The organism is Jeotgalibacillus marinus, assembly GCF_040801915.1.
GTDB classification, from domain to species: Bacteria; Bacillota; Bacilli; order Bacillales; family Jeotgalibacillaceae; genus Jeotgalibacillus; species Jeotgalibacillus marinus.
The window spans coordinates 1-15,356 of sequence record NZ_JBFMIA010000014.1 but is presented as its reverse complement, the minus strand read 5'-3'; the positions used below and the strand labels follow the sequence as shown (position 1 = coordinate 15,356).

General features: G+C 41.0%; 14 protein-coding genes and 1 other annotated feature. All 14 genes read right to left on the bottom strand.

Annotated features, from left to right (window positions below):
- Window positions 1–744, bottom strand: coding sequence for a 23S rRNA (guanosine(2251)-2'-O)-methyltransferase RlmB (gene rlmB, locus AB1471_RS12935; RefSeq protein WP_367780190.1), 744 nt, complete (start codon window positions 742–744; stop codon window positions 1–3).
- On the bottom strand, window positions 744–1,169 hold the full coding sequence (locus AB1471_RS12930) for a Mini-ribonuclease 3 (protein ID WP_367780189.1): 426 nt from the start codon (window positions 1,167–1,169) through the stop codon (window positions 744–746). Before AB1471_RS12930 ends, rlmB begins: the two co-directional genes overlap by 1 nt.
- A 3-nt stretch (window positions 1,170–1,172) precedes the next feature.
- Window positions 1,173–2,573, bottom strand: a complete 1,401-nt coding sequence (gene cysS / locus AB1471_RS12925; RefSeq protein WP_367780188.1) for a cysteine--tRNA ligase — start codon at window positions 2,571–2,573, stop codon at window positions 1,173–1,175.
- A complete protein-coding gene (gene cysE, locus AB1471_RS12920) occupies window positions 2,570–3,217 on the bottom strand; it encodes a serine O-acetyltransferase (RefSeq protein ID WP_367780187.1) in 648 nt (215 codons plus the stop codon). Before cysE ends, cysS begins: the two co-directional genes overlap by 4 nt.
- A gap of 98 nt (window positions 3,218–3,315) precedes the next feature.
- Window positions 3,316–3,538 (bottom strand) — a binding site (T-box leader).
- A 90-nt stretch (window positions 3,539–3,628) separates the two neighbouring features.
- The gene (gltX, locus tag AB1471_RS12915) at window positions 3,629–5,086 is read right to left on the bottom strand and encodes a glutamate--tRNA ligase (protein WP_367780186.1); all 1,458 of its coding nucleotides are present in this window, start codon (window positions 5,084–5,086) and stop codon (window positions 3,629–3,631) included.
- 28 nt (window positions 5,087–5,114) lie between these two features.
- Window positions 5,115–5,594 (bottom strand): 2-C-methyl-D-erythritol 2,4-cyclodiphosphate synthase, encoded by a 480-nt coding sequence (gene ispF / locus AB1471_RS12910; RefSeq protein ID WP_367780185.1) that lies wholly within the window; start codon window positions 5,592–5,594, stop codon window positions 5,115–5,117.
- Between the two features lie 35 nt (window positions 5,595–5,629).
- Entirely contained in the window at window positions 5,630–6,313 is a 684-nt protein-coding gene (ispD, locus tag AB1471_RS12905) for a 2-C-methyl-D-erythritol 4-phosphate cytidylyltransferase (protein WP_367780184.1), read from the bottom strand.
- A gap of 27 nt (window positions 6,314–6,340) precedes the next feature.
- Window positions 6,341–7,447: a PIN/TRAM domain-containing protein gene (locus AB1471_RS12900; RefSeq protein ID WP_367780183.1), complete on the bottom strand. Its 1,107-nt coding sequence runs from the start codon at window positions 7,445–7,447 to the stop codon at window positions 6,341–6,343.
- 204 nt (window positions 7,448–7,651) lie between these two features.
- Window positions 7,652–8,725, bottom strand: a complete 1,074-nt coding sequence (gene disA, locus AB1471_RS12895; RefSeq protein WP_367780182.1) for a DNA integrity scanning diadenylate cyclase DisA — start codon at window positions 8,723–8,725, stop codon at window positions 7,652–7,654.
- 3 nt (window positions 8,726–8,728) lie between these two features.
- Window positions 8,729–10,105, bottom strand: a complete 1,377-nt coding sequence (gene radA / locus AB1471_RS12890; RefSeq protein WP_367780181.1) for a DNA repair protein RadA — start codon at window positions 10,103–10,105, stop codon at window positions 8,729–8,731.
- A 264-nt stretch (window positions 10,106–10,369) separates the two neighbouring features.
- Window positions 10,370–12,814, bottom strand: a complete 2,445-nt coding sequence (clpC, locus tag AB1471_RS12885; RefSeq protein ID WP_367780180.1) for an ATP-dependent protease ATP-binding subunit ClpC — start codon at window positions 12,812–12,814, stop codon at window positions 10,370–10,372.
- A complete protein-coding gene (gene mcsB, locus AB1471_RS12880; RefSeq protein ID WP_367780179.1) occupies window positions 12,811–13,890 on the bottom strand; it encodes a protein-arginine kinase McsB in 1,080 nt (359 codons plus the stop codon). The genes clpC and mcsB overlap by 4 nt, the downstream gene beginning before the upstream one ends.
- On the bottom strand, window positions 13,887–14,435 hold the full coding sequence (mcsA, locus tag AB1471_RS12875; protein ID WP_367780178.1) for a protein-arginine kinase activator protein McsA: 549 nt from the start codon (window positions 14,433–14,435) through the stop codon (window positions 13,887–13,889). The genes mcsB and mcsA overlap by 4 nt, the downstream gene beginning before the upstream one ends.
- An 18-nt stretch (window positions 14,436–14,453) precedes the next feature.
- Window positions 14,454–14,915, bottom strand: a complete 462-nt coding sequence (locus AB1471_RS12870; protein ID WP_367780177.1) for a CtsR family transcriptional regulator — start codon at window positions 14,913–14,915, stop codon at window positions 14,454–14,456.
- Window positions 14,916–15,356 lie beyond the last annotated feature (441 nt).

Below are 15,356 nucleotides of genomic sequence, written 5' to 3'. Positions count from 1 at the left end.
TTATCCCTCTAACGGGTGACGTTTACGATAGATTTCATACATCAAGATGCTCGCTGCAACGGAAGCATTCAACGATGTAACATGTCCTGTCATCGGTAAATGGATAAGGAAATCGCATTTCCCTCGAATCAATCGACCCATACCGCGACCTTCACTTCCAATCACGAGTCCTAGGGGCATTGTGCCATCAAATCGACGGTAATCTTCGCTCTCTTTTGCATCCGTTCCGGCAATCCACAGACCAAGTTCCTTTAGATCATCGATAGTTCGAGCAAGATTAGTCACGCGCGCAACAGGTACGTGCTCAATTGCGCCGGTTGAAGATTTTGCCACCGTCGCTGTTAAGCCAACAGCTCGGCGCTTCGGAATGACAATACCGTGAACACCGATGGCGTCTGCTGTTCTCATAATGGACCCTAAATTATGTGGATCTTCAAGTTCATCCAACAAAAGAATAAATGGCTCCTCACCTCGGCTTTTTGCTAGTGCAAGCATATCGTCAATTTCTGCATATTGGTACGCCGCAACAGAAGCTACTACACCTTGATGCTGACCTTCAAGCAATTGATCGATTTTTTTCTTCGGTACAAATTGCACGAGAACTCCCGCTTCTTTTGCATGATGAATCACTTGCTGCATCTGCCCTTTTTGGGAGCCTTCTGCAATCCATACTTTATTGATATCGCGTCCTGATTTTAACGCCTCGATAACAGGATTTTTTCCTCCGATAAATTCTTGGCTCATCACTGTTCTCCTTTCTGCTTGTCCATTATGATCTTGATCGCTTCTTCCACAATTTGCTCCAAGCGTTCTTTTTGCTCAGTTAAATACAAATAGCCAATCAGTGCCTCAAACGACGTACTGTAACGATACGTTTGAACGTCTACATTTTTAGGGGTGGAGCCTGATTTTGCATTTCGTCCACGACGGATAATGGCCTGCTCTTCCTCTGTGAACCAATCTTTTTGAGTCATTACTTTTAATACAAACGCCTGTCCACGTGCTGAAACATATTGAATAGACGTTTTTTGAAGAAAGTTAGGGCGTACCATTCCGTTTATCAAGAGATGATGCCTAATATATTGTTCGTAGACAGCATCTCCCATGTAAGCTAGAGCTAACGCATTGAGTTGTTGCGGATTTAGTTTATATTCACTTTTTAGTTCCATGCCCTACCCTCTTCTCCAACGAATGCCTTGCGCTGTATCTTCCAATAAAATATTTAAGTCTTTTAACTGGTTACGAATCTCGTCAGCTACCGCAAAATTGCGATCTTTACGCGCTTGTTCACGCTTCTGTATCAACTCTTCAATATCTTCATCCAGTAATTCTTCTTGTTTTTGCATTGTCAATCCTAACACACCTGCTAATTCATCAAATGCTGTAAGGTAAGCATTTAAAACTTCATCCGAAGTGTTTTTTTCACGTAAATACATGTTTGCTTGACGAGATAAGTCGAACAATACAGAAATAGCATTTGCCGTGTTAAAATCATCATCCATCGCTTCTCCAAAGGCTTCTTTTATTTTTTCGATATCATTTAACCACTTGTTGTTTTCTTCCGTTAGTCCCGCGCTGGAAGATTTACGGTGAAGAATATTGTCGTAAGCTGTTCTTAATCGTTCCAGACCAGCTTTTGCTGCGTTTAAAAGTTCAAGGTTGTAATTGATCGGGTGACGATAATGTACAGAAAGCATAAAGAAACGCAAAACTTGAGGGTCGTGTTCTTTTAGGATATCGTGAACGAGCACAAAATTCCCGAGAGATTTTGACATTTTTTCATTGTCAATGTTGATGTAGCCATTGTGCATCCAATAGTTTGCAAAAGACTTACCTGTTATTGCTTCCGACTGCGCAATTTCATTTTCATGATGAGGAAAGGCTAAATCCTGTCCACCCGCATGAATGTCAATTGTGTCACCTAAATACTTACGCGCCAAAGCTGAGCATTCAATATGCCACCCTGGACGTCCATTCCCCCACGGACTTTCCCAGGAAATCTCTCCTTCTTTTGCCGCTTTCCATAGGACGAAATCAAGTGCATCATCTTTACGCTCGTCACTCGCAATTCTTGCACCAATTCGGAGTTCATCAATCGATTGATGAGAAAGCTTGCCGTAGTCTTTAAACTTTCGTGTACGATAATAAACATCTCCACTCGATTCATAGGCATACCCTTTATCGATCAATGCTTGAATAAAATCAACAATCAATTCAATGTTCTCTGTTACCCGAGGGTGTTCGCTTCCTCGTTTGCATCCGAGTGCTTCAACATCTTCAAAGAATGCGTCGATAAAGCGTTGCGCAATGCTTGGGACATCTTCACCTAATTCGTTAGCTACACGAATTAATTTATCGTCAACATCTGTAAAATTCGACACATACTTCACATCGTATCCGCGGTATTCTAAGTGACGTCGAACCGTATCAAAAACGATCGGCGGACGTGCATTTCCTATATGAATATAATTATAAACAGTTGGACCACACACATACATGGACACTTTTCCTTCTTCAAGTGGTTTAAAAGGTTCTTTATTTCGAGTAAATGTATTGTATAGTTGGATGCTCATTTATTAAGCTCCCCTTTCTCTTTCTTCATTTGTTCTTTTACAGAAGCTAATTCTTTTTCAAGTATGCACAAGCGATCAAACACTGGATCAGGCATATCCTGATGGTCAAGGTCTCGTCGAACCTTCACACCATCTTTAATGACGACTTTCCCTGGAATGCCGACGACCGTTGAATGCGTTGGCACATCATGCAGCACAACCGAACCTGCCCCTACTTTAGAATTTTCGCCAATAACGATGGAACCTAACACCTTCGCACCTGTTGCGATTAGTACATTATCCTCTAAAGTCGGATGACGTTTTCCTTTTTCTTTCCCAGTTCCGCCGAGCGTGACGCCTTGAAACACCGTGACATTATCACCAATTTCACACGTTTCACCAATGACCACACCCATACCGTGATCAATAAAGAACCTCCGACCGATCTTAGCTGCTGGGTGAATTTCGATCCCAGTGGCAAATCGTGCAATCTGCGATATTACCCGGGCAATAAAATACAATTTTCGACGATAAAACTTATGCGCAATTCGATACGCCCAAATCGCATGTAGTCCAGAATACGTTAAGATAATTTCAAACGATGAACGTGCAGCAGGATCTTGGTCATATACTGTTTCTATGTCTTCCTTGATATTCCTAAACATTGTACCACCCCTCCTCTGTTGCCCTATTACGGCTCATACCAATGACCTGTAATTATCCCCATTGCCCCATTCCCATAGAAAAAACGCCTCTGTCGATTGACAGAGACGCTTTTGTTTGCGCGGTTCCACTCTGTTTGAAACAGCAATCATTCACTGCTCCCCACTTATCAGGATAACGGCCTGAACCGCTCTTACCTACTAAAGTTCGGCAAAAGACTCTGAGGGGCACTTCAAAAAACGAGTAGCCTGAACCACTCTCAGCCAGTGGTGGTTCTCTCTTATTGGCATCATTTCTTTACTCTTCCTCATCTATGCTTTAAATATATTTCGTGTGTAATTACCTACAAAGACGAGTTCTTTTTCATCGTCTTCTAGTGTTACTATATACTATATACTTTTTTTTCGAAAATGTTAATTTGAAAGCTTGCTTATGCGGGTTAGGACACGTTCTTTTCCTAGCACCTCAATTGAATTTGGCAATTCGGGACCATGCGTTTGCCCTGTTACCGCTACACGAATTGGCATAAATAACTTTTTGCCTTTATGACCTGTTTGTTTTTGAACTACTTTAATCGACTTTTTAATTTCAGCTGCTTCAAACGAATCAAGTTCTTCAAGTTGTTTTCGAAGCTCAGCCATCACTTCTGGTACTTGCTCTTCTGCTAACACTGCACTGGCTTCTTCATCATATGCAATTTCATCTTTGAAAAACAGCTCGGACAGTCCAACGATTTCTGCACCATAACTCATTTGTTCTTGATAGAGCGCAACAAGGCTACGCACCCATGCATCCTCTTCAGCTGAACGATCTTTTGAAATGCGCTTCGCTTCTTCAAGGTGCGGCATAGCAAGCTCAACAACTTGATCTAAATCAAGGTTTTTCAAATACTGGTTGTTCATCCACACAAGCTTTTGTTGATCAAAGACAGCTGGTGATTTCGATAAACGATCCGCATCAAAGATCTCGATGAATTGATCCTTCGAGAAAATTTCTTCTTCCCCATTTGGTGACCATCCAAGCATTGCAATGAAGTTAAATAATGCATCTGGTTGATAACCTAAGCCTTCGTACTGCTCGATAAATTGAATGATCGACTCATCACGCTTGCTCAGCTTTTTACGATTTTCATTTACAATCAAAGTCATGTGACCAAACACGGGTACATCCCAACCAAACGCTTCAAAAATCATCATTTGTTTAGGTGTATTAGAAATGTGGTCATCTCCACGTAGCACGTGAGAAATCTTCATAAAGTGATCATCTACTGCAACGGCAAAGTTATATGTTGGGATACCGTCTTTTTTCACTATAACAAAGTCGCCAATGCCATCTGATTCAAATGAAACATCGTCTTTTACCATATCGTTGAACGTGTAGACCTTCCCTGCTGGCACAGCAAAACGAATGCTTGGTTCGCGTCCTTCTGCCTCAAGAGCGGCACGCTGTTCATCTGTTAAATGACGGCATTTTCCGCTGTAACGTGGCATTTCGTTGCGTGCACTTTGTGCCTCGCGCTCTGCTTCAAGTTCTTCAGGTGTACAGTAACACTTGTATGCTAATCCTTTTTCAAGCAGCTCGTTGTAGTGTTTTGAATAAATATCGTTACGCTCAGACTGACGATATGGACCATATTCTCCACCGACATCCACGCTTTCATCCCACTCAATACCTAACCACTTTAAGTAGTTAAGCTGGGATTGTTCCCCGCCTTCGATGTTACGTTTTTGGTCAGTGTCTTCAATTCGAATAATAAATTTACCACCTTTATTTTTAGCAAACAAATAATTAAATAAAGCTGTTCGTGCATTTCCTATATGTAAATGCCCTGTCGGACTTGGTGCATAACGCACACGAATTTCTGATGACATAATAATCCTCCTATAGTTTAAATACTTATTAGTTAGTAGCTTGCAGTAAAATGGTTGCTTGTGCAGCAATTCCTTCTTCACGACCTGCAAAACCAAGCTTTTCCGTTGTCGTTGCTTTCACATTCACTTGGGCCGGCGATGCTTCTATAAGTTCAGCAATACGCGTCCTCATTGATTCGATATGTGGCGCCATTTTTGGTTTTTGTGCAATAATCGTGCAATCGATGTTCCCTAGTATGTAGCCTTCTTTTTTCACAAGGTCCCATACGTGCTGAAGAAGTTTGCCTGAATCGGCACCTTTAAATGCAGGGTCATTATCAGGAAAATGTTTTCCGATATCTCCCGCTCCGATCGCTCCAAGCGCCGCGTCTGCTACAACATGTAACAAAACATCTGCATCCGAATGACCTAGCAAGCCTTTTTCATGAGGGATCGTAACACCCCCTATAATAAGCGGTCGTCCTTCTGTCAGCTGATGGACATCGTATCCTTGGCCAATTCGAAACATTCGTATCTCCCCTCTCTATGTATATTTTGATGGAGTTAGCTTCGTCTTCTTTTTTTAAAAATCGCTTCAGCGAAAATTAAGTCTTCTTTTGTCGTCAGCTTTATATTATCATAATCTGCCTCAACAACTTGAATTTTTTCACCCATTTTTTCAACGAGTGATGCGTCATCCGTTCCCATCACACCATCGAGCTCAGCTTCGTCGTAAGCTTTAATGATCATGGAAAGACGAAAAGCTTGTGGCGTCTGGATCGACCACAAGCTAGAACGTTCAATTGTTTTATCCACAGTTCCTTTACGCACCACTTTTATTGTATCTTTCACTGGAACCGCTGCAATCGCTGCTCCGCTATCATTCGCTGTTTGCACAAGCTTTTGAATCGTCGAGGGTTGGATAAACGGGCGGGCCCCATCGTGAACGAGGACAATGTCACATGAAGCTTTTTTAAGTGCATTGTGCACACTTTGCTGTCGTTCTCTTCCGCCTTCAACCGTATGAATGACCTTACAAATATTAAATTGATTAAAAAGGGATACCAGCTCTTCTCGGTCGCTAGCGTGAATAGCTAAAATAATGCCTAGGCAATTCACATCTTTTTCAAACACCTCGAGCGTATGGATGATAATCGGCTTCCCTTCTACCTCAAGTAACAGCTTATTACGATCCGCACCCATTCGTTTTCCTTGCCCTGCAGCAGGGATCACTACTTCGTATTCCATGGTTTTAGCTCCTGTTCACACGTTAAATTATAGCGCTTTTCCATACGCTTTCGGCTTCGCAAAAATCATACGACCAGCTGACGTTTGCAGTACACTCGTCACAATAACATCAATGTGTTTACCGATATAGTTCTTGCCATCTTCCACGACAATCATCGTACCATCATCTAGATACGCAATACCTTGGTTGTGCTCTTTGCCGTCTTTAATCATTTGAACATGGAGCTCTTCACCAGGAAGAACTACTGGTTTCACTGCATTGGCAAGGTCGTTAATATTCAATACTTGGACATCCTGCAAGTCACATACTTTATTTAAATTAAAATCATTCGTTACAACAATTCCATTTAGCAATTTCGCAAGTTTCACTAGTTTACTATCGACTTCTTGAATTTCTTCAAAGTCACCTTCATAAATCGTCACTTGAATCGGAATGTCACGCTGAATCCGTTTTAAGATATCCAATCCACGACGTCCACGATTTCGTTTTAGCGCATCAGATGAATCAGCAATGTGCTGAAGCTCGCCAAGGACAAATTGGGGAATGACAATTTCACCATCCAAAAAACCTGTCTGACAAATGTCAGCAATACGTCCATCAATAATCACACTTGTATCAAGGATTTTATGACGTTTTGATACTGGCTGTTCTAGTGTAAGTACTTGTCCATTAATATCCACTTGTTTCTTGCTTGTTCCAGTACGGGAGAAAAGCTGAATCAGTTCATCACGTTTCTTAAATCCAACTTGAAAACCAAGGTACCCAATAATAAGCGTGAGTAAGATTGGAATGACAGGATCGATGAACGGAATTTTAAAATTATTGATTGGAACACCTAGAAGGAAAGCAACAATTAATCCGATAATAAGTCCTAGTGTTCCAAATAAAATATCCGTCACTGGTGTTTTGATTAACTTATCCTCAACCCACTTCACAAAATTGACCACGTAATCAATGAGCCAGAACGATAATGCATAAAAGATCACTGCTCCAAGAATCGCGGTGACGTAAGGATTATTAATAAGTGCATGATCCACTAAATTTAAAGGTCCTAGTAACAATGCCGGCATTAGAAAAACTCCTAATGTACCACCTATAATAAAAAAACAAGATTGAATAATTCTTTTTAACATTCCCTCACCTCCTTGTTTTATTATTTACAATCTAACAAATTTCAAACCTTTCATTGCTTTATAATGCTCTTTCATTCGTAAGTGATTAGTTTTTACCTATATATCTATTCTTCTTGTGAAAAGAGTAGCACGATCTGAATATGAAAGTCAATTAATTCAAAACGACATATTATATCATAAATCTACATATCCTACAATATTTTTTTATAACTGATTGTCTGCAATGGACTGGTCTTTGATTAAACGGAGGCCATCTTTAATTTTTCGTGCCCTAACTTCACCGATTCCATCCACATCATCAAGCATTTGGACGGAAGCTCGAACCATTTGATTTAAGTTCATGAATTCATTGATCAAATTTTCCACAATATTGATTGGGATACGAGGTATTTTATTTAACACACGGTAACCACGCGGTTCAATCACATCTTCAAGTGCAACATAACCTTGATGACCGAGTAACTTTAATATAATTGAATCGTCTAGCACTTCTGGCGTGACCATTTCTTGAAAACGATGAATCACTTCATATGATTTGATATGGCGCTCCTTGGCATAGTCCCTCATGATCATCATCGTTTCTTCTTCCATATCTGCAATTAACTCATTTAATTGCAGACGGACAAGCCTACCTTCTGTACCAAGTTCATTTAAATACATTAACAATTCGTTTTTTATGCGTAGCACCATCTCAAATCGATGAAGCACTTGTATAACATCGCTAAACGTCACCATCTCTTCAAATTCAAGCAACGTTAGATTTGAAATGCTTTGATCAAGCACGACACGGTATTTTTCAAGCGTTTGAACTGCTTGATTCGCTTTTGCCAAAATGACAGCAATTTCTTTTAGCGCATAACGGAACGCTCCTTTGTAAAGCGTGATGACATTTCGACGTTGTGAAATTGCAATCACCAGTGCATTTGTTTCCCGAGCAACACGGTCTGCTGTTCGGTGTCTCATACCTGTTTCAGATGAAGGTATGAGTGGACTGGGGGTAAGTTGGGCATTCGCGATCAAAATCTTGCTACCTGTTTCATTTAAAATAATCGCACCATCCATTTTAGCCAGTTCGTATAAATACGTCGGTGAAAACGGACAATTGATTTGAAATCCTCCATCAACAATTGATTTCATTTTGTCATTATAACCGACGACAATCAGTCCCCCTGTATTAGCACGAAGGACATTATCAATTCCTTCTCGAAGTGGAGTACCTGGCGCAACGAGTTGAATGATATCAACGACTGGACGCTCTTTCTTTTTCTTGTCCTCCATCCTCTACTCCCCCAATACTTGCTTTAACGCTTCATTGACATTTGAAACACCAACGACTTGAATCTCCTCTGGGAACTTCCATCCTCCAATGTTATTAGATGGGATAATTACTCGTTTAAACCCAAGTTTGGCAGCCTCCTGCACCCGCTGCTCAATCCGAGACACACGTCGTACTTCCCCTGTTAAACCAACTTCGCCAATAATACAATCAAAAGCATTCGATGGTTGATCTCGGAAGCTTGATGCAATACTAATCGCCACTGCTAAATCAATTGCTGGTTCATCCAATCGTATGCCACCCGCTACTTTTAAATACGCATCTTGTTGCTGTAATAGAAGTCCTACTCGTTTTTCAAGGACGGCCATCAACAGTGACACGCGATTTTGATCGACACCTGTTGCCATTCGTCTTGGATTATTAAAGCTCGTCGGCGTGACTAGCGCTTGCATTTCAACAAGTACTGGTCTCGTTCCTTCCATTGATGCGACAACGGTCGACCCTGCCGCACCTTGAGAGCGTTCTTCTAAAAAAATTTCCGATGGATTTGCGACTTCCTCTAATCCTGTTTCCTTCATTTCAAAAATGCCCATTTCATTCGTTGAACCAAATCGGTTTTTTACCGCGCGTAAAATTCGATAGGTATGGTGGCGTTCGCCTTCAAAATAAAGAACAGTATCCACCATGTGCTCTAAAATTCTCGGGCCCGCAATCGAACCTTCTTTTGTGACATGTCCTACAATGAAAACAGCGATGTTTTTCGTTTTAGCGATTCGCATGAGCTCGGCCGTACATTCACGAACCTGTGACACACTACCAGGAGCGGAAGTGACCTCAGGATGATAGACGGTTTGTATAGAGTCAATGACTACAAAATCAGGGGATAATTGCTCGATAGATTGATGGATGGATTCTAAATTTGTTTCTGCATACACATAAAGTTCTTTTGACGAAACATTTAATCGATCAGAACGAAGCTTTGTTTGTTTAACTGATTCTTCACCGGAAATATATAAAACTTTGTTGTTCGTTTCTGCTAGCTGTGAGGATACTTGCAGAAGTAACGTAGACTTCCCAATGCCAGGATCTCCACCAATTAAAATAAGTGAACCAGGGACCACACCGCCACCTAATACACGATTTAATTCAGCGATTTTCGTTTTTACTCTCGGTTCTTCAATCGATTCTACGGCAACAAGAGGTGTAGCTTTTGTTAAAGCCCCCTCAGGTGTATGAGTAAAGGATTTTCTCGGTTGTTTGCCAGTAATCATTACATCTTCAACCATTGAATTCCATTCGCCACATCCTGGACATTTCCCCATCCACTTTGCAGATTCATATCCACAGGACTGACACATGAATTTCGTTTTCTTCTTTGCCACGCAGTCACTCAACTCCTTATAAATGGTCTATCAAATAAAATGGTGCACGTTACATTAAAACACGTGCACCAAAAGATTTTTATTATATTAGTAAATTATAGTTAAATCAGATATATGTGGATTTACTTTGAGTAATTATTCATCCAGCGCAAGCGGCTAGCCCCTCGAGGTCATTAGTCGCACTACCTATTCGACAAAATGCGCCTAATTGTGCATCACTCTTTATGCTTGCCTTGGCTGAACGAATCGCTTGCTCTTTAGTTCTCAAATTGTAGCTGAATGCACTTCTTCTTTACGATTCACTACAAATCGGCCTTCTTCAATATCAATTTCGACCGTGTACCCAGTGAGCACGTTTCCTTTAAGAAGTTCTTCTGACAATCGATCTTCAATATGTTTTTGAATCGCACGACGAAGTGGTCTTGCCCCGTACTCAGGGTCATATCCTTCATCCGCAATTTTTTCTTTCGCAGCTTCCGTAATGATGAGATTAATATCTTGCTCTTTCAACCTCTTCACCAATTCGTTCGCCATAAGCATGACGATTTCTTTTAGATGACCTTTCTCTAATGCGTGGAAGACAATCATTTCATCAATACGGTTTAAGAACTCAGGACGGAAAGCACGCTTTAATTCTTCAAGCACTTTCCCTTTCATATCCTTGTAATCTTGTTTTGAGTCTTGCACGTTAAAACCAACATGTTTATTGTATTTAAGTGCACTTGCCCCAACGTTTGACGTCATAATCAGCACAACATTACGGAAATCAACTGTACGTCCTTTTGAATCTGTCAAACGACCATCCTCTAACACTTGTAGCAAAATATTAAACACGTCTGGGTGCGCTTTTTCAATTTCATCTAAAAGCACAACTGAATAAGGCTTGCGACGAACTTTCTCCGTCAATTGACCTCCTTCTTCATACCCTACATAACCTGGAGGTGAACCAACAAGACGTGAAGTCGAGTGTTTCTCCATATACTCAGACATATCGATTCGAATCATCGAATCCTCGTCACCGAACATCGTTTCAGCTAGAGCACGAGCAAGCTCAGTTTTACCGACACCTGTAGGCCCAAGGAAAATAAATGATCCGATTGGACGTTTTGGATCTTTTAATCCAGCACGTGCACGACGAACCGCTTTTGATATTGCTGTCACAGCATCACTTTGTCCAACGACACGTCCGTGTAATGTTTCTTCTAGATTAAGAAGTTTTTGTGTTTCCGTTTCAGCCAGACGAGAAACAGGGACACCTGTCCACGTCGACACAACGTGCGCTACGTCTTCAACGGTTACTTCAGTATTTTCTTGCCCCTGCTTTTCTTTCCAAATTCTCTTCGTTTCATCTAATTTCTCTTTCGTCTTTTGCTCAGAATCACGTAACGAAGCTGCTTTTTCAAACTCTTGACTTTGAACAGCAGCGTCTTTTTCTTTACGAATTTCTTCAAGCTTTACTTCAAGCTCTTTTAAATTTGGTGGTGTCGTGTAAGAACGAAGTCGCACTTTTGATCCTGCTTCATCAATTACATCAATTGCTTTATCTGGTAAGAAACGATCTGAGATATAACGATCTGAAAGTTTTACTGCTGCGTTTATTGCTGCATCTGTAATGGAAACACGATGGTGGGCTTCGTAACGATCACGCAATCCTGTAAGAATTTGAACAGATTCCTCAGCTGTTGGCTCATTCACTTGAATTGGTTGAAAGCGACGTTCTAAAGCAGCATCTTTTTCGATGTATTTGCGGTACTCATCCATTGTTGTTGCACCAATACATTGCAATTCACCACGAGCAAGCGATGGTTTCAGGATGTTTGATGCATCAATTGCCCCTTCCGCTCCACCTGCTCCAATTAACGTGTGCAGCTCGTCAATGAATAAAATGATGTTACCCGCTTGGCGAATTTCATCCATCACTTTTTTCAAGCGATCTTCAAATTCACCACGGTATTTTGTACCAGCAACAACTGTACCCATATCAAGTGTCATTACACGCTTATCGCGCAAAATTTCTGGTATTTCATTTTGAACAATTTGCTGTGCTAACCCTTCAGCAATGGCTGTTTTACCAACACCTGGCTCCCCGATTAGAACAGGATTGTTTTTTGTACGTCTGCTAAGTACTTCAATCACACGTTGAATTTCTTTGCTGCGTCCAATAACAGGATCTAGACTGCCTTCACGTGCAATTACCGTTCGATCTCGAGCTAAACCGTCGAGCGTTGGCGTATTCGCATTAGTGTTTGAACTCCCTTGATGCCCGTTTGCTTCATTACTACCTAATAGCTGTAACACCTGCTGGCGCGCTTTATTTAAACTCACACCTAAGTTATTTAATACACGTGCAGCAACGCCTTCTCCTTCACGAATAAGTCCAAGAAGGATATGCTCGGTTCCCACATAAGAATGACCTAGCTTACGTGATTCGTCCATTGACAGTTCGATTACTTTTTTCGCGCGAGGTGTGTAGTGAACGCTAGGTGATTGTTCAGTCCCTTGACCAATTAGTTCTTCTACTTCCTTTTGAATTTTATTGGTACTTAGATTCAAGCTTTGAAGTGCTTTTGCCGCAATTCCTTCTCCTTCACGAACAAGCCCCAGCAAAATATGTTCTGTGCCTATATTTGAATGAGACAGACGGATTGCTTCTTCCTGCGCTAATGCCAATACCTTTTGTGCTCTTTCAGTAAATCGTCCAAACATCATAGGTCTGTTCCTCCTTTATACTGTGAATCATCCATTTCCAATCTCTCTCGAATTAGAGAAGCTCTTCGCAAATCACGATCAAATGGGCCTAAAAACCCTCCAGCGTATTGCTGAAGGAAACCCGGCTGAGTCAAAATCATCAATTGATTTAAGATCGTCCTAGGTACATCTTTTATAAAACCTAAATCAATGCCCAAACGCATGTCCGAAAGGCATTTAGCCGCTTCCTTTGATTCTATGACTCGGCTGTAGCGCAAAACACCATACGACCGAAAAACGCGATCTTCTAATCTAATACCAGACGTTTGAACCAGCTCTTCTCTCGCGGCTTTTTCCTGGGCAATAATTTGATGAACGACTCGAAGTAAATCCTCGACAATGTCTTCCTCAGACTTCCCAAGCGTGATTTGATTAGAAATTTGAAAGATGTTACCTAAAGATTCGCTACCTTCCCCGTAAATTCCTCTAGCAACAAGACCAAATTGTCCAATTGCCGGAATAATTCTGTTCATCTGATGCGTCATCATTAAACCTGGTAGATGCATCATCACAGAAGCCCGCAATCCTGTACCAACATTTGTAGGACAGGTCGTTAAATAACCAAATTTCTCATCAAATGCATAATCAAACTGTGCTTCTAACACGTCATCTAACTGATTTGCTTTTTCCAACGCTTCTTTTAATTGAAGTCCAGGATAAAGACATTGAATTCTCAAATGATCTTCTTCATTAACCATAATGCTGATATTTTCGTGTTCAGACAACCAAACCGCAGCTGCAGTTGAATTCTTAGCTAAGTTCGGACTAATTAAATGCTTTTCAACAAGCACTCGTTTTTGAAGTTCTTTTAGTTCATTCATTTGAAGTAACTCAAGCGGCTCTTCCACATGCTCCATGGCCTTTTTGACCTCTGCTGAAACATTCTTTGCCTCACCTTCAGTAAAAACAGTTGGAAACGCATAATGTTTACTATTGCGTGCAAGTCGAATGCGCGTCGACAGGACAATTTCTGAATCAGGCCCTTCCTCACTCATCCATGAGCTAACAGCCTGCGTTAAAAATTTCTCTAAAGTCATGAATGCTCACCTCTCTGCTCACGCATACCCTTTTCAAGTGAACGAATCTGATCTCGGATTGTCGCTGCTTGCTCGAATTCTTCTTGTTCAATCAATCCTTTTAACTCTAATCGTAGTTCACTGATTTTGCGCTTCACGTGAATCGTTCCTCCTACGCGAGCTGGAACCTTTCCTTGGTGAACCTTATTTCCACTGTGTAGTCTCTTTAAAATCGGAGGTAATTGCGCTCGAAAAGATTCATAACACTGCGAACAACCAAACTTACCAAGCTTTAAAAATTGCGAAAACGTTAAATGACACCCATCACAGCGAACCTGATCGTGTTCCGTTTGCTGTGGTTGCTTTGCTTGTTGGACAACAGGAGAAATATTTAAAAGACCTGCAAGTAAGTTATTAAATGAGAACGAACTCGCATCGTTTGAAAGAAACGTATCCCCTTTATCTTGTGCGCATACCTGACACAGGTGAACCTCTGTTTTCTTTCCGTCGACTACTTTTGTAAAAAGTAATGTTGCCGGACGCTCTTGGCATTCTTGACAAAGCATTCTATTCACCTCGCAAATTCATTTATACTTTAACGTCATTAACATTGACGTTAACACACGCGCACGAATTTCATCTCGAAGCGGAAGTTCTAGCTGCAGTGATGCCCGATCCATCGCACCTAACATCAGCTTTGCCTCTCTTTTGGAAATACATTCCTGTTCATGCAATCGATATACAACATTCTCTGCTGCAGCTTGTGGAACATGTGACTGCAGTAACGCAAGTACCTGATCAATTAGATGAGACTGATCGTGGCTTTTCACCTTAATAATGCGAATATAACCGCCACCGCCACGCTTACTTTCAACCACATACCCTCTCTCTAGCGTAAAACGAGTGTTAATTACATAGTTAATCTGCGATGGCACACATTGAAACTTATCTGCAATTTCACTTCTCTTTATTTCCACTACTTCACTTTCACTATTTTCTAAAACCTTTTTCAAATAAATTTCGATGACGTCGGAAATATTTTTCACGAGTCCCACCCCTCTGACTTTGACTATCTTTGACATAAATTATACAACAGTGAGATTTAGATTTGCAACGAATTACAACTTCATTGAAGATAGTTGTGCACATACTATGGATATATGTGGTGAGGGTTTTTATGACTGTGTTTTGATGATCGTTTTTCGAATGAAATTTATTATAGTGACTCTTTTTCTGAGCAAAAAGGGGGACTGATGAACATTTAATGAGTTAGTGCTGATAATTTTTAAAGGGGAGAATGATTTCTGAATCGAATTGAAGCCCTTTCTAAGCCGATGATTCACTTTTTCTGAGTCCAGGATCCAATTAGTAGGAAATTAAGCCTTTAATTCACTGCTTTTTTGCACAAAAAACCGCTCCACAACGGGAACGGTTTTTATCATGTGCCTAGCGACGTCCTACTCTCACAGGGGGAGTCCCCCAACTAC

Bases quoted from the DNA above. Each gene is read 5' to 3' on its own strand.
- cysE (WP_367780187.1), bottom strand. From the start codon at position 3,217: ATGTTTAGGAATATCAAGGAAGACATAGAAACAGTATATGACCAAGAT.
- rlmB (WP_367780190.1), bottom strand. From the start codon at position 744: ATGAGCCAAGAATTTATCGGAGGAAAAAATCCTGTTATCGAGGCGTTA.
- clpC (WP_367780180.1), bottom strand. From the start codon at position 12,814: ATGATGTTTGGACGATTTACTGAAAGAGCACAAAAGGTATTGGCATTA.
- ispD (WP_367780184.1), bottom strand. From the start codon at position 6,313: ATGGAATACGAAGTAGTGATCCCTGCTGCAGGGCAAGGAAAACGAATG.
- AB1471_RS12900 (WP_367780183.1), bottom strand. From the start codon at position 7,447: ATGTTAAAAAGAATTATTCAATCTTGTTTTTTTATTATAGGTGGTACA.
- mcsA (WP_367780178.1), bottom strand. From the start codon at position 14,435: ATGCTTTGTCAAGAATGCCAAGAGCGTCCGGCAACATTACTTTTTACA.
- disA (WP_367780182.1), bottom strand. From the start codon at position 8,725: ATGGAGGACAAGAAAAAGAAAGAGCGTCCAGTCGTTGATATCATTCAA.
- ispF (WP_367780185.1), bottom strand. From the start codon at position 5,594: ATGTTTCGAATTGGCCAAGGATACGATGTCCATCAGCTGACAGAAGGA.
- AB1471_RS12930 (WP_367780189.1), bottom strand. From the start codon at position 1,169: ATGGAACTAAAAAGTGAATATAAACTAAATCCGCAACAACTCAATGCG.
- mcsB (WP_367780179.1), bottom strand. From the start codon at position 13,890: ATGACTTTAGAGAAATTTTTAACGCAGGCTGTTAGCTCATGGATGAGT.
- gltX (WP_367780186.1), bottom strand. From the start codon at position 5,086: ATGTCATCAGAAATTCGTGTGCGTTATGCACCAAGTCCGACAGGGCAT.
- cysS (WP_367780188.1), bottom strand. From the start codon at position 2,573: ATGAGCATCCAACTATACAATACATTTACTCGAAATAAAGAACCTTTT.